The sequence below is a fragment of the Nocardia africana NBRC 100379 genome (assembly GCF_001612635.1).
In the GTDB taxonomy this organism is placed as follows: Bacteria; Actinomycetota; Actinomycetes; order Mycobacteriales; family Mycobacteriaceae; genus Nocardia; species Nocardia africana.
In genome coordinates this window covers 321,719-344,001 of the sequence record NZ_BDAV01000014.1, presented here as the reverse complement: position 1 = coordinate 344,001, position 22,283 = coordinate 321,719, and the positions used below count along the sequence as shown (strand labels likewise).

The following is a 22,283-nucleotide window of genomic DNA, read 5'->3' as shown; positions in this document are numbered from 1 at the left end:
AAACCCTCAGTCCGCGAACGGAGCTCGCACTGGATGGTTGGCGTGGATCACGTCCGCGGCGTCCCAGCGGTCCTTCGCGGCGACCAGCAGTGGCAGGTCGCTGCCGAACAGACGTTCCGGGGGCGTGGCGCTCTCGGTGAAGCTGCTGATGTCGCGATCGGAGCGCACGGCGGCGACCGCATCGGTCAGCGCCTGGAAGCCGGTCGTGGCCGCTTCGGCCGCGGCCGGGGTGGGAGCTACGGCGACAGCGAACAATAATGCCGCGGATCCGAGGGTCGGGCTCGTGTCGGTGCGGTCGAGGGCGCCACCGAGGTGGCGTAGTTCGACCGAGGTGAGAGTGTCGGCGGGACCGTCGGTCACCGCTGCGACGATCGCGTCCACCACATCTGCGGTGAGCGTCCGGAGCAGCGCGCTGTGAGCGAGCGCCGGGACGGGAACCGGCGGATCCATATGCAGTCCGGCCAACGTCGACGGTGCGACGACATCGAATGTGTCGACCAGAGGGGACAATTCACGCAGCGGAGTCAGCAGATCGTGTGCCGTGGCCGCGTCGGCTTGCACCACGGCCTCGATGATCGCGAACGTCCGCCCGGCGAACATCGGCGGCACGTCGGGTGCGTCGGGGAAGCGCAGTACTCGTGCCACGGAGGTCACCGTCTCCGGAACCGTCGCGGTCCATCGCGTCCACCTGTGGAAGATGTCGCGGGTCGATTCGACCGGCCAGAACAGGGCGCCGGCGACCACGTCACCGATGGCGTGCAGACGCAGCGTGAGGGCGGTGATCACGGCGATATCGGCGCCGGCGAGGGCCGAATCGAACAGGTCGTCGCCTGCTCGGACGCGCCGGAGCACACCGTCGGCGGTGACGAGTTCGAGCTCGAGGACCGAGGCTCGGGCGGGGCCGTGTGAACGGGCGAACCAGCCCAGGCCGCCGCCCAGCACGAGGCCGACCACGCCGACGTCGGCGGAGAAACCGCCGATCGGTACGAGCCCGGCGGATGCCGCGGCCGCGGTGAGGTCGGCGCAGCGAGCACCGGCGTGGACGTGCGCGAGGCGTGCGGCGGCGTCGACCTCGACCCGGTCGAGTGCGCCGGTGCGCAGCAGGATCGTGCGGGCGAGGTCGCCCAGCGGGGTGGCGTTGTGGCCGGTGGATTGCGGTGCGACGCGCAGTCCGAGTGCGGCGGCGGCGCGGACGGTGAGTGCGACGTCGTCGGTCGTCGCCGCGGTCACCACGGCGATCGGTCGTTGATCGGCCAGCAGTTGCCATGCGGCGCGGGCCTGATCCCATTCGGCATCGGTGGGGCGAACGAGGGTGCCGGTCAGGGCGGCCGCGAGGTCGGCGAGGGTACGAAAGTTGTTCGGTAACTCGGCGTTTCGGTCGATGACGGGGCTGCTGTGCGCGCGGTGGAGGGCATCGTGCGGGAGGGTCATGATTTCTCCTTGTTGGGTTGGCTGGTGCGGCCCGATGCGGGCGCGACGGATTGTCCGGCCCGTGGGACATGCAGGCCGGATGAAGTGAAAGATGATGTGGTCGAAGAGAACTGGCCGTGTGGGGCAACCCGAGAAATGTGATGCCTGGCGATGACCGGTGTGTCACCGGGGAAATGGCTGGATGCGCTGATCATCCCGGCTGTGGTGATCGAAAAGGTGTCGAGCTGCCGGTGGGTTTGTCGTGAGCGGATCGTCTCCATCGACGGCGGTGCTCGAGGCCGCTCTGTCGATGACGTCGGCGCCCCGCAGCGTGCGCACGACCGGACGCTGATCGGCACTCCTGAAGCAGGAGACGAGGTTTGGAAAGCGAGCGTGGGCCGACAGGATGCCGCGCGAACGGTTTGCGATGCACCGGACGCCTGGGTGGCGACCGACCGGATCCCGCTTCGGCCTCTCAACGACTCGCAACCAGGTCTTCGCCGGCGCGGTCGTTATGGCCCGCGAACCCGAACGCCGCCCCCCGATCTGATCACCGGACGATGTTTATGCCCGCTGCTGAGTGGCGGATCGCACGGCGCCGGCGACGATCTCGTGTACGGCCCCTGGCCCGGGTGATCGACGGATCGAGTCGCCGATCGCCTTGGCGCGCAGGCGATAACGTTCGTCGGTCAGCACCGTGCGGACCGCGGCGGCGACCTCGTCCGGCGTGGGATTGTCGGTGCGCAGGTCGATGCCGACGCCGGACCAGGCCACCCGCGCGCTGACCTCCGTCTTGTCCTCGGTGCGGCCCGCGACCACGATCGGCACGCCGTGTTCGAGCGCGTAGTGCACGCCGCCGTAGCCCCCGTTGGTGACGAAGACGTCGGTCTGCGGCAGCAACCGGTCGTAGGGCAGGAATTCGGCGACACGCACATTGGCGGGCAGGTCGCCCGGCAGCGTGCCGACCGGTCGCCCGCCGGTGCTGACCACGACGATGACGTCGTCGCCGGCGAGTGCGCGCACCGTGGGTTCGACCAGCGTCCATTCACCGGTGGCGACCGTGCCCTGTGTCACGTGCACGACGCGACGGCCCGCGAGATCGTCCCACCACTCCGGCACCGGGCTCGTAGACGGTCGCGAGCGGGCCACCGGCCCGACGAAATGCACGGTGTCGGGCAAGCCGCGGCGGGGATACTCGAATTCGGGGACGGTGAACTGCACGATGTGGTCGGCTCCGGCCGGCCAGTCGAGGAAGAAGCGCGGCAGTGCGCGCCCCGTCTCGGCGCGCGCGATCTCGTTCGCGAAGCGCTGGACGGGAGCGAACACGAACCTCTCGGCGCCGAGGGTGAGTATCGCGTTGCGCAGACGTCCCAGCCGTCCGGGCATCGGTGCGATCCCGAGACCGAACGGCGCGACATCCGGATGCTTCAGCGCCAGAGGCAGAATCCCCAGGTTGACCAACAACGGTCGTTCCGCGCGCGGAATACCGCTCAGCACCGCGGCGGCGGCGAACATCGACTCGGCGAGAACGGCATCCGTGGACTCGGCGGCGATGGCCTCCCGGACCGCTCGCAGCTGGGCGGGCACCGGGCGGAGGAAGATCTCGATCATGTCGTATCGAATCCCCGCGGGGCCCGACAGCCCGCGACGGCCGGGGAAGGCGGCATCGATATCGCGATCGTCGTAGTCGGCCTCCGGCGGAAGTGGCAGGAAGTCGGCGCCGGTGGCGAGGACGTCGTCGCGGAAGCGGGTACCGGTGAGGAACCGCACGCGGTCACCCGCGGCGACGAGAGCCTCCGCGACGGACAGCAGGGGTGTGACATGGCTGCGCACAGGAGTGGCGGTCAGGAGAACGGAGGTCATGGGCAGGTCTTCCGACGGGTGAAGCGAAGTAAGATTGGTGACACCGATGAAGTATTCACTACCTTGCTGGGGTAGTCAATTAGGAATTGAGATGACTGACAAGACCGCCACCCGGACCTATCGATCCGCTCTGCGCACTGAACAAGCCGCGGCGACCCGCCGCCGTGTGCTCGACGCCGCGGCGGCCTGCTTCGTGGAGCGCGGCTACGGCGGCACCTCGCTGTCCGATATCGGGACGCGCGCCGGAGTCTCGACCGAAACCGTGAAGGCCAACGGCCCCAAGCGCACTCTGCTGCTGGGCGCCTTCGAGCAGGCGTTCGCGGGCGAGGAGGGGGAGGCGCCCGTATCCGACAGCGACGCCGCGGTCGAGGTCAACGCCATCGCCGACCACGACGCGTTCCTGCGGGCGGCCGCGAGTTTCGTCGCCGCGGCCAACGCGCGCACCAGCGTGCTGTGGACGGAGTTCCTGAGTGCCGCGAACGCCGATACCGCCGTCGCCGAGGCGCTGGCCGGACTGCTGGCCCGCCGCAAGCAGGACTATCGCAACGTGGTCGGCATGTTGCTCGACCGCGGAATCGCCCGCGACGACACCGATCCCGAAACCGCGGCCGACGAGCTGTCCTTCCTCTGGTCACCCGAAAGTCACCAGCAACTCGTCCTGCAGGGCGGATGGAGTATGGAACGCTACGAAGAGTGGCTCGTCGCCGCGGTCCGGCGTCAACTGGGCTGAGATCCGAAAGCGGTTGCTGTGCAGTGATTGTCACTTCTCGTCCTAGGTTGCGGTTCCATAACGTCTGCGGCCGTGGCGGTTACCGGCGATGATTTCCGGCCGCCGGATTCGTCTATCTCTTCGAGGCCGTACGTCTCGTGGAGATAGGAGGGGCGCGATGTCGTCAACCGACCGGGAACCGGCGGAGGCGGGGCGCTACGCGGAGCACCCGACCGTCAAACACCTTGCCGCACAAGGGAGAAAGGCGCCCGATCCGGTGCTGACCGCCGCGCGGCTGCGTGAGATCTGCCTCGCTGCCGGGGCCGACGACGTGGGCTTCGTGTCCGTCGACGACCCGAGGGTGGCGGAGGAGCGCGAGCACGCGCGCGGCATTCTGCCGTCGGCGCGCACCTTCGTGGCCTTCTGTATCCGGATGAACCGCGACAATCTGCGCAGCCCGATGCGCAGCCTCGCCAACGCCGAGTTCAACCATGCCGACGACGAGACGAACGTGGTGTCGCGGCGCATCACCCGAGCCCTCGAGGAGGCCGGCTACCGCGCGGTCTATCCGGCGCCGGGATATCCGATGGAAGTCGAACAGTTTCCGGGGCGGGTGTGGGTGCTCGCGCACAAGGTGGTGGCCGAGGCTGCGGGTCTGGGCGTCATGGGCATTCACCGCAACGTCATCCACCCGAAGTTCGGCAACTTCATCCTGCTCGGCACCGTGGTGACCGACGCGGTGGTCGACGAGCCGAGTGCGGCGCTGGACTTCACCCCGTGTCTGGAATGCAAGTTGTGCGTCTCCGCGTGCCCGGTCGGTGCGATCACCCACGACGGTGGTTTCGATTTCCAGGCCTGCTACACCCACAACTACCGGGAGTTCATGGGCGGCTTCACCGACTGGGCCGAAACGGTCGCCGACAGCGCCGACCGCGACGACTACCGCGAGCGCGTCACGAGGGGTGAATCGTTCTCGATGTGGCAGAGCCTGTCGTTCAAACCCAACTACAAGGCCGGCTACTGCATGGCCGTGTGCCCGGCCGGCGAAGATGTGATCGGCGCCTTCCTCGACGACCGAAAAACGCATCTCGACGAGGTGGTGCGCCCGTTGCAGAACAAGGCGGAAACCGTCTACGTGCTGCCGGGATCCGCGGCCGAGGAACACGTCACGCGCCGATTCCCCAACAAGACGCCGAAGCCGGTCGGCAACGGTTTCGGCGACGAGGTCAACGATCTGCTCGACCAGATCGGGCCGCGCCCGCGCCGCGGCACGCCGCCGCGGTGAGCTCGCCTACGCGCGTTTGCGCAGTTGCCCGAGTAGTGGCACCAGCGACACCACGACGATGACCGCGACCGCGGGCAGCAGGTACTTGTCGACGTTGGGCATCGACGCCCCGAGCCAATAGCCCAGCAGGACCAGGCTCTGCGACCACAGGATCGCGCCGACGATCTGCCACACCGTGAACGTGCGGGTGGGCACGTCGAGCACCCCGGCCACCGGGCTGATGACCGTCCTGACCATCGGCACGAATCGGCCGATCACGATCGCCCGGCGCGCGCCGTACCGGTCGAGCCAGCGTTCGCCACGAGCCACGACCGTGTGCAATCGAGGGTTCGATGTGCGATGGAGGACGGCTCGGCCGCCGTGCTTGCCGAAGGCGTATCCGGCCTGGGCGCCGGCGATCGAACCTACTGCGGCGCAGAGCAATACCTGCCACAGGATGAGGTGAGGACCGGAATGAGCCCTGCCCGCGCACAGGATGCCGGCGGGGAAGATCAGGGTGTCGCCCGGAAGGAAGAACCCCACCACCAGCAGACCCGACTCGGCGAAGGTGCCGGCCAGCACGGCCAGCGCCCCGAAGTTGGCCAGCAGCGAGGACCCACTCGTCGGATTGAGTGCGGTCCACGTGCCGGTCACGGGACAACCGTAACGGTTTGCCGGATTCGGGGCCGGATACGGCGTCGGTCGCGCTAGGAAACGCTTCCGTCCCGGCTGTGCTCGACTGTCTGACCCGGTCGTAGCACCGTTCCGCACTCACCGGTCCGCTGGTAGTCGGACAACAGGTGCGGAAGGACCTCGCTCGAGTACCGGCGCAGTTGATCGAGCTGCTTGTCGCCGCGCACCACGTCCTTGCGGACCCAGTCCTCGTCCGGACTGGACGTGTTCTGCGACTGCTGAATCCGGTAGTAGTCGCGGTCCATGCGCGGATCGACGGTGAGGCCGTTCCGCATCCAGACGCCGTGAGTGTGGACGAACGTGGGCTTCAGGTCCTCGAACACGTAGTCGGCGAGGCCGACGTCGGCCTTGCCCGCGTAGATGTCGGCGATGTGCGCATCGGCGAGCCCCGCCATATCGATCAGCCGCAGTCGGGAGGTCAGCGCGCTTCCGCCCATGTCGGGGGCCAGTAGCGTGCCCTGCTGCAGGTCGAGGATGTCGGCGTAGCCGTTGAAGTAGCGCCCGAAGCGGAACGCTATCCAGCACAACGGGATATCGGAATCCGCACGGTAGGACTCGGCGGCGTCGGCCAGGGCGACACCGGAGGGGATCATGGCGGCGACCAGCGTCAGCGCGACCAGTGCCCTTCCCCGGGTGCGCAGCCGGGCCAGCACCTCCGTCGCCGAGAGTACGACGACCAGCGCGGCGAGCGCCCACACCGGAGTGGCGAACCGGAACTGCCCCATCCAATCCGGTTGCAGCACACAGTAACCCGTAATCGCCAGAGCCAGCGGAACCAGCAGGGCGACAAGGCCGTTGCGGATTCTGCCCGGCCCGGCCAGGGCGAACCCGACCACACCGACGGCCGCGACCACGGCGGGTGCGCCCGCGTACTGCACGAGGTCACCCGCCCTGGTCAGGTCGTGCACGGTCGGCATCGCCTGATTCTTGGCGACCGCCGTATTCGCGACGAGCCGGCCGAACTCGCTGATCCGCCACGCCAGATACGCCCCGAACGGAATCGCGAACGCCGCAGCGGAATACAGCACATGACGAAGTGCGACAGGCCAGGTGGCGCGGCGAACCAGGATCACCGACACCAGGGGATAGGCCGCGAGGTAGATCAGGCCGTCGGGCCGGGTCAGCGCCGCGAACGCCGCTATCGCACCGGCCGTCACAGCCATCGCGGGTGTCCACAACCGCTCGTCCAGCACCGCCAGGAACAGGCGGACGGCCAGAGCGCTCGCCGCCAGCGCGAACAATGAATTCTCCAGGCCGGAGAAACACCAGATGACGAACGACGGAATCGCGGCGAGCACGGCGGCGGTGACGAACGTCACCAGCGCGGGCCAACGCGACACCCGCCGCGCGGCGACGTAACAGCAGACGAGGATCCCGGCGCAGCACAGTGCCGCGACCGCCTTGGGGTAGAAGACGAAGTCCGGGATGCCGAACAGGGAGCCGGAGTCGAACAAGCCGCACCATTTGCCCAGCACCAGCACCGCGAGCCAGGTGGGATCGGAGAATCCCTCGACCGGTTGCGCGCCGGGTTGCAGGACCGGCCCGGCGCCCTCGGCGACACTGCGCGCGTAGGCGAACGTGATTCCGGCGTCGTCCACCAGCCAGATGCCGTACTTCGCCGCCTGCCACACCAGTAACAGCACGCCGCTCGTCACCGCGGCCGCCGCGCCCCACCATGATCGCCCGCGTCGCTGCCGGACGTTCTCCCGCTGCCGGCCGGAGGTTTGCGGCCGTGCTGCTACTACCTCAACCATTCACCAGAACCCATACTCGAAAGGTGTTGCCAAGCGGCGCAACGGCTTTTGCGCACTTGCGAATTCCTCGACAGAAGTCGGTCGATCTTGAATCCGTGTGCCGACGGCTGTCAATCCGCCGAGTGCGGTCAGCGGTGGGGAACGCGTGCGTGCCGGTGCGTGACAGGGCACGCGGGCATCGAAACGAGAAGTTCACCCGCGACGAATGATCCGGTAACACCCCGAGCCGTAGATTCTGTTCAGAAAATATTTCATCTGAAAGCAATCGGAGGTGCGTCCATGCCGTTGTATCAGTTCAGCTGTCGCGGATGCGGGGTGTTCGACCGGTCCTATCGCATGGCCGAGGCGCCCGCGAGTGTGGCGTGCCCACAGTGCGCGCAGGCGGCGGTGCGTCGGCCCGGGGGCGGGTTCGTCCGGCGCTCGGCCGCCGTCCGGCTGCTCGACTCCACCGCGCGCACCGCATCCGAACCGGCCGTCGTCGGCGCCGTGCCGCCGGGCCGGGCACCGCGCGTGACGACCGCCGACCCCCGCCACCGTCGCCTGCCGCGGCCCTGATCGAAAGCGAACCGCCATGCCCGAACTGATCTTTCCCCTCGACTCCAGCAAGAAGTTCACCGAACAAACGCTCGTCGGCCACAACCGCTGGCACCCCGACATCCCGGCGGTGGCGACGGTGAAGCCGGGTGACGAATTTCGCGTGCACGTCCGCGAATGGTTCGACGGCGCCATCGTCAACGACGACTCCGCGGCCGACATCCTCGACGCCCCGCTCAGTACCGTGCACTGCCTGTCCGGTCCGTTCGCGATCGAGGGGGCGCGGCCGGGAGACCTGCTGATCGTCGACATCCTCGACATCGGACCCATTCCGCAGGAGGACTCCGGGCCGCTGGCCGGGCAGGGTTGGGGATATACCGGCATCTTCGCCACCGACAACGGGGGTGGCTTCCTCACCGAGCAGTTCCCCGACGCGTACAAGGCGATCTGGGATTTCAGCGGTCACACCGCCACCTCCCGGCACATCCCGGGCGTCAGCTTCACCGGCATCCAGCATCCCGGCCTGATGGGTACCGCGCCGTCGACGGCATTGCTCTCGTCGTGGAACGCCCGCGAGGCCGCGTTGATCGCCACCGATCCCGAGCGGGTACCGCCGCTGGCGCTGCCGCCGCTGCCGCGCGATGCCGTGCTCGGTTCGCTGACCGGCCCCGAATTCGACCGGGTCGCCGCCGAGGCCGCGCGCACCGCCCCGCCGCGCGAGAACGGCGGTAACCAGGACATCAAGAACTTCACGCGGGGCAGCCGGGTGTTCTATCCGGTGTTCGTCGACGGCGCGAACCTGTCGGTGGGAGATCTGCACTTCTCCCAGGGCGACGGTGAGATCACCTTCTGCGGGGCGATCGAGATGGGCGGCTACATCGATCTGCGGGTGGACCTGATCAAGGACGGGATGAGCCGCTACGGCGTCACCGAGAACGCGATCTTCCTGCCCGGCAACGAGGGGCCGGTCTATTCGGAGTACCTGGCATTTTCCGGCACGTCGGTGACTCTCGACGGGCAGCAGCGGTATCTGGATTCGCAATTGGCGTTTCAGCGCGCCTGTCTGCACGCGATCGACTACCTCAGCTCTTTCGGCTACAGCCGCGAGCAGGCGTATCTGATCCTCGGGGCGGCGCCGATCGAGGGCCGGTTCTCCGGAGTGGTCGATATCCCGAATGCCTGTGCGACGGTGTACATTCCGACGGCGATCTTCGACTTCCCGGTCACTCCGACGGCCGCTGGTCCGGTGGCCGTCGACCCCGGTCCCGGGGTGCCGCACGCCGCGCGCTGACGTCCGGTGATCGAGCGAAGGGCGCGATCAACCGGTGGGCCGGGTCGCCCCGGTCGCCGCGGTGGAGTGCTCGGCCCCCAGGAAGTCGAGCAATGTCGTGAGCTCGCCGATCAGCTGCGGCCGGGCGGCGGGGATCGTCTCGAGGGCGCTGCCCTCGAGGCTCCGCCGCATCTTCTGATAGGCGAGAGTGCCACGGCGCGTGCGGGATACGAGCACGCGACGGCGATCGAGCGGATCCACCTTGCGGTGCACCAGATTGTCCGACACCATCGCGTCGATCAGCCGGGTGAGGCTGGCGCCGGTCAGCGGAGTGAGTTCGGCGAGCTCCGACATCGACAGGCCGGTCCCGCCGCCCAGCGCCGCCAGCACGTGCCAGCGGGCGACGGTCGGCTCACCGAGCCGCGCCGTGATCGCCTCGTCGAGCCGCTGTGATGCGCGTCGTAACAGGCGCGCGAAATCTTCCAGGGCGTCTTCTGCGCTGCTACCGTCCATCGGAGACGAGTATACAGCGCCGTATGGGTAATTTTCAGATGAAAATATACGGTGGTGGTGGTTCCGATGTCATACGGGCACTGGGCGGGTGAGCGCCGGCCGACCGTGGATATCGCCCTCGTGGTCCCACTCAGTGGTCCGGCGGGCATGTTCGGGCCGTCGTGCGAAGCGTGTGCGATGCTCGCCGCCGCCGATCTCGATGCCGCGGGCGGGATTCTGGACCGGCCGGTACGGCTGCACGCCGTCGACGCCGGCGCTCCGCCGCCGGTGCTGGCCGCTCGCGTGCGGCGTTTGGTGAATTCCGGTGCGGTCGATGCGGTGGTCGGCTGGCATCTGTCGGATGCCCGGCGCGCGATCACCCCGCATACGGCGGGACGGGTGCCCTACATCTACACGACGTTCTACGAGGGTGGGGAGGACGCGGCCGGGGTGTACATGGTGGGGGAGACTCCCGATCGGCAGTTGTTTCCCGCACTGCGGTGGCTACGCGCCGAATACGGTGTCCGGCGCTGGTGCGTCGTCGGCAACGACTACGTCTGGCCGCGCGAGACCGCCCGCGTGACAAGGGAATTCGCCTCCGTGCTCGGAATAGAGCTGGTCGGCTCGGCATTCGTGCCGCTCGGCGGCCGGGACTTCCGTGGGGTGCTCGACACGATCCGGGCATCGTCCGCCGAAGGGGTGCTCATGCTGATGGTCGGCGCCGACGCCGCGGCGTTCAATCGCGCCTACGCGCGTGCCGGCCTGGACCGCGACCGGATCCGGCTCGCCATGATGATCGGCGAGGATGTGCTGTATGCCAGCGGTGTCGCGGGCACGCGCGGTCTGTTCACGGCGTGCGGATATCTCGAGGGCGTCGCGTCGGCGCCGTCGATGGAGTTCGGCGCGCGGTACGAGCGGCTGTTCGGCGCGGAGGCGCCGACGTTGAACAATATCGGTGAATCCTGTTACGAGGGAATGCTTCTGCTGGCCGCGCTGGCCGAACGGGCGCGCAGCCTCGAGGTGGGCGCCATCGAGCGTGCCGCTGCCCGGGTCAGCTATCAGGGTCCGCGTGGTGAGGTGCGGGTTCGCGGTGCGCACACGACGCAGCCGGTGTATCTGGCCGAGGTGGACGCGCTCGACTTCGGTCTGCTGGCGGATCTGACACCGCGGGGGCGGTAGCGCCTATTCCTGGTCCGGTAGCCCGGCCAGGTGGGCGTTGACGCGGCCCAGCAGATGGAACAACTGGGCGCGTTCGTCGTGATCGAGGGGTGTCATGATCTGCTCGTTGACCCCCTCGAGGACCCGATCGAGTTCGGCCAGGCGGCGCTCACCGGCGGTGGTGATGCTGATGACGTTGCGGCGTTTGTCGGCCGGGTCGGGGTCGCGGCGGGCCCAGCCGCCCGCTTCGAGGTCGTTGAGCACGGCGACGAGATCGCTCTTGTAGATGCGAGTGCGGCCGGACAAGGCCGCCTGGCTCGCCGGGCCCAGCTCGGCGAGTGCGGCGAGGACGACGAAATGGTCCTTGCGGGCGTGTGCCGCGCGCAGCGCCTCGCGCGAAAGGCGTTGCGCCTGAACGGCCGTCATGCCGACCAGGCGCGCGAACTGGCTCTTGAGCCGCTCGGGGGTCTCGGTGCCGTGGTCGAAGCGCAGGTCGTCGCCGGTCTCCATGGTGCGAGCCTAACCCACTTGCGTTAGTCGCACTAACGATCTACATTCGTTAGTGTCATAAACGTTAGTAGCTCCAACGAATTGGGGAATGGCATGACCAGCACCGACACCGTGATCCGCGAACTCGCCGACCGTGCCGAACTCGCCGATCTGGTCGCCCGCCACAGTCTGTGGATCGATGAGCGCCGCTACGACGAGACCGACCGGCTCTTCACCGCGGATGTGCGTGTGACATCGCCGCGCGGGGAGTCCTCCGGCAGGGAGGAGCTCATCGCCCTGGTCCGCAAGGGCCATGACACCTATGTCCGGACACTGCACAACAAGACCAACATCGTCATCGATCTGGACGGCGACACCGCCACGGTGCGCGCCCACGACATGGCCGTCTTCGTCATCGACGACAAGACCGAGGCGATCGCCGGCGGAATTCACCGGTATCGGGCACGCCGCACCGAACAGGGCTGGCGCTTCGACAGCCTCGACATCACGCCGGTCGCTCTCACCGAAGCGCTGAGCAGGGCGCTGTAGGGCGCGGCACCGGGACCGGAAGACGTGGTGCGGGGGCGTGACACCCCGGCACGCACGCGAATCCCGCTGTCGCTCCGAGGATTACAGCGCCGGTGAGGATTGGCGCAAGCCGAGGTCGGCGGAGGTGGCCACCGGATCCTGATGGGTGGCCGACTGGCACTGTTCGTGGCAGCCCTTGGTGAGCGTGCACGTCAGCGAGGACACCGTGCCGCCATGGAAGGGGCAGTCGTGCACCATGTCGGGAAGTTCGTAGCGCTTGCCGTCGACGATGTCGAGCAGCGTCTGCCCGGCCCACAGCGGTTCTCGCTCGATCTCCTCGCGCAGCGGATTCTTGCGTGCCAGATAGTATTTGCCCTTCGTCGCGACCGCGATGAGCGGCGCCAGCACCATCGCGACGGCCAGTGCGAGGTACGGCGACCACGCCTGGCAGAACTCGCCGAACGCGCCGAAGAACGCGGCGATCGAGACCGCCGAGGCCACCAGCATCGACACGAAGCCCACCGGGTTGATCGCGTACAGATACGCCCGCTTGAACTCCACGTACGGCGGGCTGATCTTCAGCAGGCCCTTGTTGATCACCAGATCCGCGACGATCGCGCCGATCCAGGCGATGGCCACATTGGAGTAGAAGCCGAGGATGGTGTTGAGCAGCGAGAACATATTGCACAGCATCAGCGTCAGCGCGATCGCGATGTGCAGCGCCAGCCACACCACCCGGCCCGGATGGATGTGCAGGGCCCGGCTGAAGAAGTTCGACCACGACAGCGAACCCGAATAGGCGTTGGTGACATTGATCTTCACCTGCGACAGCAGCACCATCACCGTCGCGACGCCCAGCGCGACGCCGTGGTTGTGCAGAACCGCACCGTACCCGCCCAGGAACTGCTCGATCGGTTCGGTCGCGCGGGTGAACCCGACCTGATCGACCACGTAGAAGGCCAGGAAGGCGCCCGAAATCTGCTTGGCCGCACCGAGAATCACCCATCCCGGCCCCGCCAGCAGCACGGCCGACCACCATTTCAGCGGCGGAGTCTCCGACTTCTCCGGCATGAACCGCAGGTAGTCGACCTGCTCACCGATCTGCGCGATCAGTGACAACGCGACGCCGGCCCCCGCACCCACGGCGATCGCGCCGACCCGCTGGCTGCCGCCGTCACCGGTCCAGGACAGGAAGCCGTCGGCGCCGTGCGGATCGGCGATCAGGATCATCGCGATCGGCGCGACGAACAGCACCAGCCACAGCGGCTGGGTCCATACCTGGAACTTCGCCAACGCCGACATCCCGTAGAGCACAAGGGGAATGATGAGTACCGAGCCCAGGATGTAGCCGATCGGCAGCGGTATGTGGAAGGTCAGCTTCATCGCCTGCGCCATGATGGCGCCCTCGAGCGCGAAGAAGATGAAACAGAAGCTGGCGTAGATCAGGCTGGTGAGCGTGGATCCGAAGTAGCCGAAACCCGCCCCGCGGGTCAGCAGGTCCATGTCCACGTTGTATTTCGCGGCGTAGTAGGCGATCGGGATGCCGGTGAGGAAGATCGTGGCCGCCGCCACCAGAATCGCGACGATCGCGCTCGCGCTGCCGTGGCTGACCGCGATGGACGCGCCGATGGAATAGTCGGCGAGATAAGCGATTCCGCCGAGCGCGGCGACCCCGCACGCCATCGGCGTCCAGCGGCGGAAGGTGCGCGGGGCATAACGCAGCGAATAGTCCTCGATGGTGTCCTTGGCGGCCCACGCCTGGAAGCGGTTCCACCGCGTCGGTGGAACGCCGGAGGTCGGCGGTGTCGGGGAAGTGTTCATCGTCAGATCTCCTTGCAACGAACGCTGCGACGCTTCGGAACTCTGTCGACCGCACTGTCCTACGTCATCCGATCAGCAGCAAAACTCAAGGTAGGAGAGCTGATTCCGTTTGACAACGTTCAAATGAATATTTTTCGAACGGGCAATCTGTTGGTTACAAGCGGGTTCGGACGGTCGCTCCGCGACCGGCCGGGCCGGACCGCGGCAACCGGCACCACGAGGGCCCGCCGGTTGCCGGGCGATTCGCCGACCGGCGGGTACCGTGCCGATAGGTGCGGCGGATATCGCGGAAGGAACGGGGTCGATGGCGGCAGTGTCGGATACCGTCCCCGAATTGCTGCGCGCTCTCGATCTGACCGGCGTGTTCGCCAACGCGATGCTCGGCGGTGCGGTGGCGCGGACGTTCCGGTTCGACCCGATCGGATTCGCCGTGCTCGCAACCGCTTCGGGGCTGGGTGGCGGCATCATCCGGGACACGCTGCTGCAGCGGGGGACGCCGGTGGCGCTGGTCGACTACACCTACCTGGTGACGGCCCTGTTCGGGGCGTTGATCGCCTTCGTGTTCCGGTTCGAGGGCCGGTTGTGGGACCGGCTGTTCCCCTGGGTGGATGCGCTGGCGCTGGGCTGCTGGGCGGCGGTCGGCGCGCAGAAGACGCTCGAAGTCGGGCTCGGATGGCTGCCGGCGGTGTTGCTGGGGACGACGACGGCGGTCGGGGGCGGGGTGGTTCGCGATATCGCCGTGGGACGGGTGCCGACGATTTTCGGGGGTAACACGCTGTATGCCACGTGTGCGCTGCTGGCCAGTGCGACACTGGTGATCATCTGGTATTCGGGGCATGTGACGGCGGGTTCGATCGCGGCGACAGTGGTCGGAGCGGGGTTGTGCCTGCTGGCGCGATGGCGGGGATGGATGCTGCCGGAGCAGATGAGTTGGCCGGAGCGGTTGCGTTACGGACGGCGAAAGGAGAGGTGATGGCCTCGACTGCGCAGGAAGCGGCGGTATTGGCCGGGCTGGACGGAATCGGTGGGTGGCAGGACGAGTTCTATCGCGACCTGCACGCCCACCCGGAACTGTCGCATCAGGAGCATCGCACCGCCGGATTGATTGCCGGCAAGTTGCGGTCGTGGGGGTACGAGGTGCGCGAGGGGGTCGGCGGGACCGGTGTGATCGGGATCCTGCGCAACGGGGAGGGCTCCGGTGTGCTGCTGCGGGCCGATATCGATGCCCTGCCGGTGCGGGAGGCGACCGGATTGCCCTACGCCAGCGCGGTTTCCGCCACCGACCCCAGCGGCAACGAGGTGCCGGTGATGCACGCCTGCGGCCACGACGTGCACGTGACCTGCCTGCTCGGCGCGGCGCAACTGTTCGCCGAACACACCGATCAGTGGCAGGGCACCCTCGTCGCCCTGTTCCAGCCCGCCGAGGAGGTCGGCGACGGGGCCCGCGGGATGGTCGAGGACGGTCTGGCCGAGCTCCTGCCGAAGGTCGATGTCGCGCTGGGACAGCATGTGCTGCCCGCGCCGGCCGGGACCGTCGGAACGGGCAGTGGGCCGATGCTGGCGGCCGCCGACAGCATGCGGATCACCGTGTACGGGCGCGGTGGGCACGGGTCGATGCCGCAGGCGACCGTCGATCCCGTTGTCCTCGCGTCGATGATCGTGCTGCGGTTGCAGATGGTGGTCTCGCGCGAGGTGGCGCCGACCGAGACCGCGGTGCTGACCGTCGGCAGTATCACCGCGGGAACCAAGAGCAACGTCATCTCCGATCACGCTGTGCTGCAACTGAATGTGCGCACCTACAGCGAGTCCACGCGGACCACGATCCTCGACGCGATCCGCCGGATCGTCACCGCCGAATGCCAGGCGTCGAACTCTCCCAAGGATCCGGAATTCGAGCTGTTCGACCGATTCCCGGTGACCGACAACGACGCCGAGACCACCCGCCGGGTCGCGGGCGCGTTCGCCACCCACTTCGGCGACCGCGCCGTCGAACTGCCGAAGCAGAGTGCCAGTGAGGATTTCAGCGATATCCCCAACGCCCTCGGCGTGCCGTACACCTATTGGGGCGTCGGTGGCATCGACCCGGAGACGTTCCGGGCAGCCGCGAAGGCGGGACGGATAGCCCAGGACATCCCGGTGAACCACTCGCCGTCCTTCGCACCCGTCATCGAACCCACGCTGCGGACAGGGACGGAAGCACTGGTCGTGGCCGCGTTGGCGTGGCTGGGACGGTAGGTCACGGTCGTCCTCGACGGGATCAGTTGTCCGCGTGGGATTCTCGGCGCTCGTATCGGCTGCGGGCGATGTGGTGGGCACGCCGGAGGAGGTCGGTGACGGTGGTGGCGGTGCGCGGGCCCGGGTTCACTACGGCGAGCCAGCCCTGTGCGCCGTAGACGGGGTGGGGGAACAGGGTGTCGGCGATGCTCGGGTCGGCCGGGATCGCGGCGTGGTCGCGCGGGGTGTGGCCGGTCACCTTGTTGAATGCCTCTTTGCCCGCGAAGATGTTGAGGCGGAAGGTGTTCGGGCGGTCCAGGCGGGATGATTCGTCGTCCGGGTAGTCCTTGGTGACGATGGTGGCGAAGGGCTGGGTGCGGGGGACTACGCCGTCGGGGGCGTAGTAGAAGAAGCTGTCGCCCCAGCTGATTTCGGGGGTGCCGTCGCCGGGCCGGGGGCTCAGCGTCAGGACGCCGCCGAGGTTGCCGACGTATTCGATGATCTCGTTGATCTCCATTGCTCTAGCGTTTCATTCATGTGCTTGTGGAGACTTCGCCCATCGAAATGGCAGGTCGGCGAGTGACGAGTCGCAAATCTGCTGTTCTACGGACTGCGGATGTGGCGCGGCGGGCAGGCTGTTCCGTTCAACAGGTGCGAAACCTCGAACGGGACGGTGTGCTGCCCGCGGTCGAGCGTGGTCCGTCCGGATATCGCACCTACGGTGCGGTGCATGTGCTGTCCGCCCGCGCGTATCGGCTGCTGGCGGCGGCGGTCGGGCCCGCGGAAGCGAAAGTCGTTCTGCGCGCGGCACATTCCGGGCAGCACGTGCCCGCGCTGCTGGACGCCGCGCACGCGCGCCTCGATGCGCAGCGGCGGGAACTGCGGCTGGCGCAGCGAGCGGCCGAAGCGATCGCGGAGGAACCGATCGGGGATGCGAGGTCTGCCGACTCGATGACGGTGTCCGAGCTGGCGGAGGCGCTCGGTGTGCGGGCGTCGGCATTGCGGCACTGGGATGCGGAGGGGTTGGTCGTGCCCGGCCGGGCCGGTGCGCGCGGGGCGCGGCTGTACGCGCCGGAGGATGTGCGGGATGCGCGGATCGCGCATCAGCTCCGGCTCGCCGGATATCGCATTCCGGCGCTGCGCGACCTGTTGTCTGCCCTGCGTGCCTTTCGAGGTGGTGACGTGGCGGCCGCACTCGCCGCACGGGAGGTCGAACTGGACGCGCGCTCCTGGGCGTTGTTCGAGGCGGCCGCCCTGTTGTTCCGGATCGTCGCCCCGTCCGGCGACGACTCCCCGGAGATCGGGTGAGCGGTCGCCGGTCGATGCGTCTCGTTTCGGGGTCGCCCACGGGTCGTCTGCCCGTGACTGCCCGGCCCGGATGTTCGGCCGCCGTCGATCCTGTGCGCGGAGCAGGAGCGAGCGGCGGCCGATCCAGCGCGGTCCTCTGCGCGGCGATGTCTCGCTGAAATTCGCGGTGCCGGGTGAGCGGGTCGGCGGCGTAGAGAAGTGTGGCTCTCTCACCGATCAGCCGCGAGTGCCGCTCACGAGACGGGTGCGTCGGAGGCGATGTCCGGTGCCAAAGGGGCGATAGCGCCGATGATTTCGCCGACGGTCGGCTCCGGGACGCCGGCGGCCGTGAGGGCATCGGTGAGGTGGCCGGCGACGAGGGTGAAGTGGTGCATGGTGATGCCGCGGCCCTGGTGGACCTGCTTCATCGGGGCGCCGGTGTACGGTTCGGGTCCGCCGAGGGCGGCGGCGAAGAATTCCACCTGGCGGCCCTTCAACCTCGACATGTTGGTGCCGGTGAAGAAGCCGGCGAGGTCTTCGTCGGCGAGGACCCGGATATAGAAGTCCTCGACGACGGTTTCCAGTGCTTCGTGTCCGCCGATCTGCTCGTAGATCGACGGGGCGGGCGCGGACGGGGCTGCGGACGATTTCGAGAAAAGTGACGAGATTCGCATGAAAACAGGAAATCAGCGGCGTGTTTCACCTCCGTTAGTTGTGTGTCGCCGACGGGTTGCCCTGTGTAGAAAGGCGGTTGCTCCGATCTCACCTGCACCGCGGGTGGGCTGCGAGGTTTCTCTCGCTGCGGTGACGAGGGAGCGGGCCGGTCCGGATGTGCGACCGGCCGGCGGCCTCGATTCGTGCGCGCGGTGTGACCGGCCGCCCCGTATCCCGATGCGCGAGCCCGGCGCCGTGACGCCGGAACCGCAAACCTCCGCGGCGCACGGAACTACGAGGTCGGCATGGCCGGTACCGCCCGGCTGGGATCCACGCCCGAGAAGGCCAGCGAGATGACGAAACCGGCGGCCTCCTCCAGCTGACGTGCGCGGTCCAGACCGCCCAGCACCACCGGTTCGGCGCCGACGTCGCGGACCAGTTCTTCGGTGGTGCGCAGGGCGGCCGCGTCGTCGCCGCAGATCGTGACCGACGGCGGCAGGTTGGTAGTTCCGGTATCGGCGGATTCGGCTGCGGCCCATTGTTCGCTCGGGAACAGATGGAACGCCTTGACCACCCGCGCGCCCGGCGTCAGTTCCGCGACGCGCTGCGCATGTGAGGTCCCGGGCGGCACGCGCAGTACGCCGACGCCGTGGTCGACCGCATTGGTCGCGTCGATGACCGTGAGTCCGGACAGCGCGCCGCCGGGCGCGCCGACCGCGCGGAAAATCTCCTCCACGCCGGTATAGGCCACCGCCAGCAGCACCGCATCCGCGCCGGCCCAGGCTGCTGTGCCGGGGTTTGCCTCCGATCCGGCGCCCGCCGCAATCGCCGCCAGCGGCACCGCTCGCGCGCCCGCACCCAGCCGCTGCGCGAGTTGCCGGGCCTTCTCCACCGAGCGACCGGCCACCGTGATCTCGTGACCGGCGTGCGCCCATCGGCGGCCCAGTGCCTCGGCCAAGGTGCCGGTGCCGAGAATCGTGATTCGTATACGCATCGTGTGCTCCTTCGATTTGTCGATCCGGCGCTACGGTAGGACAGCCGATACGCACCGATCGGTGCGCGACGGATGGGTGATCATCACGGGATGAGCGGTTACGACGAGCATGCGGGCGAACTGGTCGCCGATTGCCGATTGCGTGCGGCCACAGACCTTTTCGCGCACACCTGGGATCCGGTGGTGCTGGTCGGACTGCTCGGCGGGGCGCGCCGGCGCAGCGAATTGCGGGCCGAGATCGGCGGCATCACCGACAAGGCGCTGACCGAGGCGCTGCGTCGGCTGCTCGGCCGCGGGCTGATCGAGCGCCACCGCTACGCGCAAGCGCCGCCCCGGGTCGAATACGCGCTGACGCCGCTCGGGCTGAGCCTCGTCGAAGGCCCGATGCGCGCGCTCGGCGAGTGGATCGAGATTCATGGCGACGCACTATTGGATGCCGGCGAGCCTGAAGGGGAGCGTCAGGACGAACCGGCGTAGCGGCGCGCCCGTGCCGAGAGCGGTGTGTTGCGCCGGTCCGGGTGAGCCCACGCCTGCGGTCCACGTCGGAGCGCCGCCGGCATTCGATCGTCCGAGGCGTCGCCACCCGGGGCTCACGGAGTGCGCAGCGCAGAACCGACACGACGGCCCGGCCGTGAACCACCGGCCCACGACGCTCGATAAGCTCGCCGGGTGACCGACGAGACGCTGCAGCAGGGCCCCATCCACGCCGTCCACGCGGAGCTGGGCGCGACCTTCGCCCCGTTCGGGGGGTGGGAGATGCCCGTGCAATACGCGGGCACCGTCGCCGAGCACACCGCCGTGCGGACCACCGTCGGTGTGTTCGATGTGAGCCACCTCGGTAAGGCGACCGTGCGCGGCGCGGGAGCGGCGGCGTTCGTGAACGCGGCGCTGACCAACGATCTCGGCCGCGTCGGTCCGGGGAAGGCGCAGTACACGCTGTGCTGCACCGAGCAGGGCGGCGTGATCGATGACCTGATCGCCTACTACGTCTCCGACGACGAGATCTTCCTGGTCCCGAATGCCGCCAATACGGCCGCGGTGGTGGCGGAGTTGCGCAAGGCGGCGCCGGAGGGCATCACGATCACCGATGAACACCGCGAGTACGCGGTCTTCGCGGTGCAGGGCCCGAAATCCGCGGAAGTGCTTGCCGCGCTGGGCCTTCCGACCGATATGGAGTACATGGCGTTCGCCGATGCCGAGTGGGACGGCCGGCCGGTCCGCGTCTGCCGGACCGGATACACCGGTGAACACGGCTACGAACTGCTGCCGCGCTGGGCCGATGCCGAGGCGGTTTTCCGCGCCCTGACGGCGCAGGTCGAGGCCGCGGGCGGGCAGCCGGCCGGACTGGGTGCGCGCGACACGTTGCGCACCGAGATGGGCTATCCGCTGCACGGTCACGAACTGTCGCTGGAGATTTCGCCGGTGCAGGCCCGCGCGGGCTGGGCGGTCGGCTGGAAGAAGCCGCAGTTCTGGGGCAAGGCGGCTCTGACGCAGGAGAAGTCGGCGGGTCCGCGCCGAATCCTGTTGGGGCTCAAAGCACTCGATCGCGGTGTGCTGCGGCCGGGGCAGACGGTGCTGCGTGGCGAGGAGACGGTCGGTGAGACCACCTCGGGCACCTTCTCGCCGAGCCTCAAGGTCGGCATCGCGCTGGCGTTGCTGTCCACCGAGGCCGGACTGGAGCCGGGCGACGAGGTAGCCGTCGACGTGCGCGGACGCCGGTTGCGCGCCGAAGTGGTCCGCCCGCCGTTCGTCACACCACACACCTCCTGAACGGCGGCGCCCGCCACACGTGACCGAAATCATGACGCTTCCGGAGTGGAGGGTCCGGTGACCGCTCGGTGTGCCGCGCGAAGGCGGGCAGCGGCTCGCCCGGATGGATCGTTGTGCGAGGAATGGGACGCATCGACCGCCGTCGAGAGGGCATTACGCCACGATTGTCCGGATCCTTCGCCGCTGCCCGCCCAGTCCTGACGCAGGTCCGGGCACCGGCGCCGACGGCCGCAGTTCTAGTATCGAGGTCATGACAGTCGCTGCACAGTTCACTCGTACCCCGCATCCCGCCCCGGTTCCGGCGGATCGGCGCACGGAGATTCTGGCGGCGCCCGGGTTCGGTCGCTACTTCACCGACCACATGGTGTCGATCGACTATCTCGACGGGCAGTGGACCAATGCGCGGGTCGAACCGTACGGGCCGCTGTCGCTGGATCCGGCGACCATGGTGTTCCACTACGGTCAGGCCATCTTCGAGGGCCTCAAGGCGTATCGGCAGGCCGACGGCAGTATCGCCACCTTCCGCATCGATGCCAACGCGGCGCGGTTCCAGCGGTCGGCGCGGCGGCTGGCCATGGCGGAGCTGCCGGAGGAATTGTTCATCGAATCGGTGCGCCAGCTGCTCGAGGTCGACGCGGACTGGGTGCCCGCGGCCGGTGGTGAGGAGTCGCTGTATCTGCGGCCGTTCATGTTCGCCACCGAGGCGGGGCTCGGCGTCAAGCCCGCGTCCGGCTACAAGTACCTGCTGCTGGGTTCGCCTGCGGGCGCGTACTTTCCGCGTGGCGTGAAGCCGGTGCGGGTGTGGCTGTCCACCGAATACGTGCGCGCCGCGCCCGGTGGTACCGGTGAGGCCAAGGTCGCCGGCAACTACGCGTCCTCGCTGCTGGCGCAGCAGCAGGCCACCGACAAAGGCTGCGACCAGGTCGTATGGCTCGACGCCTGCGAGCGCAAGTACGTCGAGGAGATGGGCACGAACAACCTGTTCTTCGTCTACGGTTCCGGTTCCGAGGCCCGGTTGGTCACCCCGGAACTGTCGGGGTCGCTGCTGCCCGGCATCACCCGCGACAGTCTGCTGACCCTCGCCGCCGACTCCGGATACCCGGTCGAGGAACGTAAGGTGTCGGTCGAGGAATGGCGTAAGGGTGCCGAATCCGGTGAGATCACCGAGGTTTTCGCGTGCGGCACCGCCGCGGTCATCACCCCGGTCGGCTGGGTGCAGTCCGCCGAGGGCGAATTCGAGATCGGCGGCGGCGAGCCCGGCGAGGTCACCATGGCGTTGCGCGACACGCTGACCGGAATTCAGCGCGGCACGTTCGCGGACAACCACGGCTGGCTGCGCACCCTGGCCTGACAGCCGGTGCCCCGGGGGGTCGGCCCGG

The 22,283-nt window shown here is 68.3% G+C and carries 22 protein-coding genes; 12 read left to right on the top strand and 10 right to left on the bottom strand.

The genetic code is table 11. The features are described from left to right. Nucleotides 1-6: 6 nt before the first annotated feature. Nucleotides 7-1,431: an FAD-binding oxidoreductase gene (locus NA3_RS26400; protein WP_062966306.1), complete on the bottom strand. Its 1,425-nt coding sequence runs from the start codon at nt 1,429-1,431 to the stop codon at nt 7-9. A gap of 543 nt (nt 1,432-1,974) precedes the next feature. After that, nucleotides 1,975-3,273 (bottom strand): glycosyltransferase, encoded by a 1,299-nt coding sequence (locus NA3_RS26395; RefSeq protein ID WP_062966305.1) that lies wholly within the window; start codon nt 3,271-3,273, stop codon nt 1,975-1,977. A gap of 91 nt (nt 3,274-3,364) precedes the next feature. On the opposite strand from NA3_RS26395, the gene NA3_RS26390 reads away from it, so the two are divergent. Both NA3_RS26390 and NA3_RS26385 read left to right on the top strand, forming a co-directional pair. Beyond that, nucleotides 3,365-4,003 carry a TetR/AcrR family transcriptional regulator gene (locus NA3_RS26390; protein ID WP_062966304.1) on the top strand — a complete coding sequence of 213 codons (639 nt, stop codon included), beginning with the start codon at nt 3,365-3,367 and terminating at the stop codon, nt 4,001-4,003. 157 nt (nt 4,004-4,160) lie between these two features. Next, the gene (locus NA3_RS26385; RefSeq protein WP_063917755.1) at nt 4,161-5,267 is read left to right on the top strand and encodes a 4Fe-4S binding protein; all 1,107 of its coding nucleotides are present in this window, start codon (nt 4,161-4,163) and stop codon (nt 5,265-5,267) included. 6 nt (nt 5,268-5,273) lie between these two features. On the opposite strand, the gene NA3_RS26380 is transcribed toward NA3_RS26385, so the two are convergent. Then, a complete protein-coding gene (locus tag NA3_RS26380; protein WP_062966303.1) occupies nt 5,274-5,900 on the bottom strand; it encodes a DedA family protein in 627 nt (208 codons plus the stop codon). A gap of 53 nt (nt 5,901-5,953) precedes the next feature. Continuing rightward, nucleotides 5,954-7,693 (bottom strand): hypothetical protein, encoded by a 1,740-nt coding sequence (locus tag NA3_RS26375; RefSeq protein WP_227995308.1) that lies wholly within the window; start codon nt 7,691-7,693, stop codon nt 5,954-5,956. A gap of 279 nt (nt 7,694-7,972) precedes the next feature. Here NA3_RS26375 and NA3_RS26370 point away from each other — a divergent pair, with 279 nt between their 5' ends. Beyond that, nucleotides 7,973-8,248, top strand: coding sequence for an FmdB family zinc ribbon protein (locus tag NA3_RS26370; protein ID WP_062966301.1), 276 nt, complete (start codon nt 7,973-7,975; stop codon nt 8,246-8,248). Between the two features lie 16 nt (nt 8,249-8,264). Further along, complete coding sequence (gene fmdA / locus NA3_RS26365; protein WP_062966300.1) at nt 8,265-9,518, top strand: formamidase; 1,254 nt, start codon at nt 8,265-8,267, stop codon at nt 9,516-9,518. A gap of 27 nt (nt 9,519-9,545) precedes the next feature. On the opposite strand, the gene NA3_RS26360 is transcribed toward fmdA, so the two are convergent. Then, entirely contained in the window at nt 9,546-10,010 is a 465-nt protein-coding gene (locus tag NA3_RS26360) for a MarR family winged helix-turn-helix transcriptional regulator (RefSeq protein WP_062966299.1), read from the bottom strand. 66 nt (nt 10,011-10,076) lie between these two features. Between NA3_RS26360 and NA3_RS26355 the strand changes: the two genes are divergently transcribed. Beyond that, a complete protein-coding gene (locus tag NA3_RS26355; RefSeq protein ID WP_062966387.1) occupies nt 10,077-11,168 on the top strand; it encodes a substrate-binding domain-containing protein in 1,092 nt (363 codons plus the stop codon). Nucleotides 11,169-11,171: 3 nt separating this feature from the next. On the opposite strand, the gene NA3_RS26350 is transcribed toward NA3_RS26355, so the two are convergent. Further along, complete coding sequence (locus NA3_RS26350; protein WP_062966298.1) at nt 11,172-11,657, bottom strand: MarR family winged helix-turn-helix transcriptional regulator; 486 nt, start codon at nt 11,655-11,657, stop codon at nt 11,172-11,174. A gap of 93 nt (nt 11,658-11,750) precedes the next feature. Between NA3_RS26350 and NA3_RS26345 the strand changes: the two genes are divergently transcribed. Further along, a complete protein-coding gene (locus NA3_RS26345) occupies nt 11,751-12,185 on the top strand; it encodes a nuclear transport factor 2 family protein (RefSeq protein WP_062966297.1) in 435 nt (144 codons plus the stop codon). An 81-nt stretch (nt 12,186-12,266) separates the two neighbouring features. Here the strand turns inward: NA3_RS26345 and NA3_RS26340 are convergent, their stop codons facing one another. Further along, complete coding sequence (locus NA3_RS26340) at nt 12,267-13,985, bottom strand: purine-cytosine permease family protein (RefSeq protein WP_062966296.1); 1,719 nt, start codon at nt 13,983-13,985, stop codon at nt 12,267-12,269. Nucleotides 13,986-14,289: 304 nt separating this feature from the next. On the opposite strand from NA3_RS26340, the gene NA3_RS26335 reads away from it, so the two are divergent. After that, nucleotides 14,290-14,958: a trimeric intracellular cation channel family protein gene (locus tag NA3_RS26335; protein WP_062966295.1), complete on the top strand. Its 669-nt coding sequence runs from the start codon at nt 14,290-14,292 to the stop codon at nt 14,956-14,958. Next, nucleotides 14,958-16,220, top strand: a complete 1,263-nt coding sequence (locus NA3_RS26330) for an amidohydrolase (RefSeq protein ID WP_062966294.1) — start codon at nt 14,958-14,960, stop codon at nt 16,218-16,220. The genes NA3_RS26335 and NA3_RS26330 overlap by 1 nt, the downstream gene beginning before the upstream one ends. A gap of 22 nt (nt 16,221-16,242) precedes the next feature. Here the strand turns inward: NA3_RS26330 and NA3_RS26325 are convergent, their stop codons facing one another. After that, the gene (locus tag NA3_RS26325; protein ID WP_062966293.1) at nt 16,243-16,716 is read right to left on the bottom strand and encodes a DUF6194 family protein; all 474 of its coding nucleotides are present in this window, start codon (nt 16,714-16,716) and stop codon (nt 16,243-16,245) included. Between the two features lie 47 nt (nt 16,717-16,763). On the opposite strand from NA3_RS26325, the gene NA3_RS26320 reads away from it, so the two are divergent. Further along, nucleotides 16,764-17,507, top strand: a complete 744-nt coding sequence (locus NA3_RS26320) for a MerR family transcriptional regulator (protein WP_062966292.1) — start codon at nt 16,764-16,766, stop codon at nt 17,505-17,507. Between the two features lie 233 nt (nt 17,508-17,740). On the opposite strand, the gene NA3_RS26315 is transcribed toward NA3_RS26320, so the two are convergent. Beyond that, a complete protein-coding gene (locus NA3_RS26315; RefSeq protein WP_062966291.1) occupies nt 17,741-18,160 on the bottom strand; it encodes a group I truncated hemoglobin in 420 nt (139 codons plus the stop codon). A 272-nt stretch (nt 18,161-18,432) separates the two neighbouring features. Continuing rightward, a complete protein-coding gene (locus NA3_RS26310; protein ID WP_218021900.1) occupies nt 18,433-19,134 on the bottom strand; it encodes an NADPH-dependent F420 reductase in 702 nt (233 codons plus the stop codon). Between the two features lie 90 nt (nt 19,135-19,224). Here NA3_RS26310 and NA3_RS26305 point away from each other — a divergent pair, with 90 nt between their 5' ends. From NA3_RS26305 to NA3_RS26295, 3 genes are all read left to right on the top strand, one after another. Next, a complete protein-coding gene (locus NA3_RS26305; protein ID WP_218021899.1) occupies nt 19,225-19,611 on the top strand; it encodes a winged helix-turn-helix transcriptional regulator in 387 nt (128 codons plus the stop codon). Between the two features lie 192 nt (nt 19,612-19,803). After that, nucleotides 19,804-20,904 carry a glycine cleavage system aminomethyltransferase GcvT gene (gene gcvT / locus NA3_RS26300; protein ID WP_062966289.1) on the top strand — a complete coding sequence of 367 codons (1,101 nt, stop codon included), beginning with the start codon at nt 19,804-19,806 and terminating at the stop codon, nt 20,902-20,904. A gap of 250 nt (nt 20,905-21,154) precedes the next feature. Beyond that, a complete protein-coding gene (locus NA3_RS26295) occupies nt 21,155-22,255 on the top strand; it encodes a branched-chain amino acid aminotransferase (RefSeq protein WP_036500139.1) in 1,101 nt (366 codons plus the stop codon). Nucleotides 22,256-22,283 lie beyond the last annotated feature (28 nt).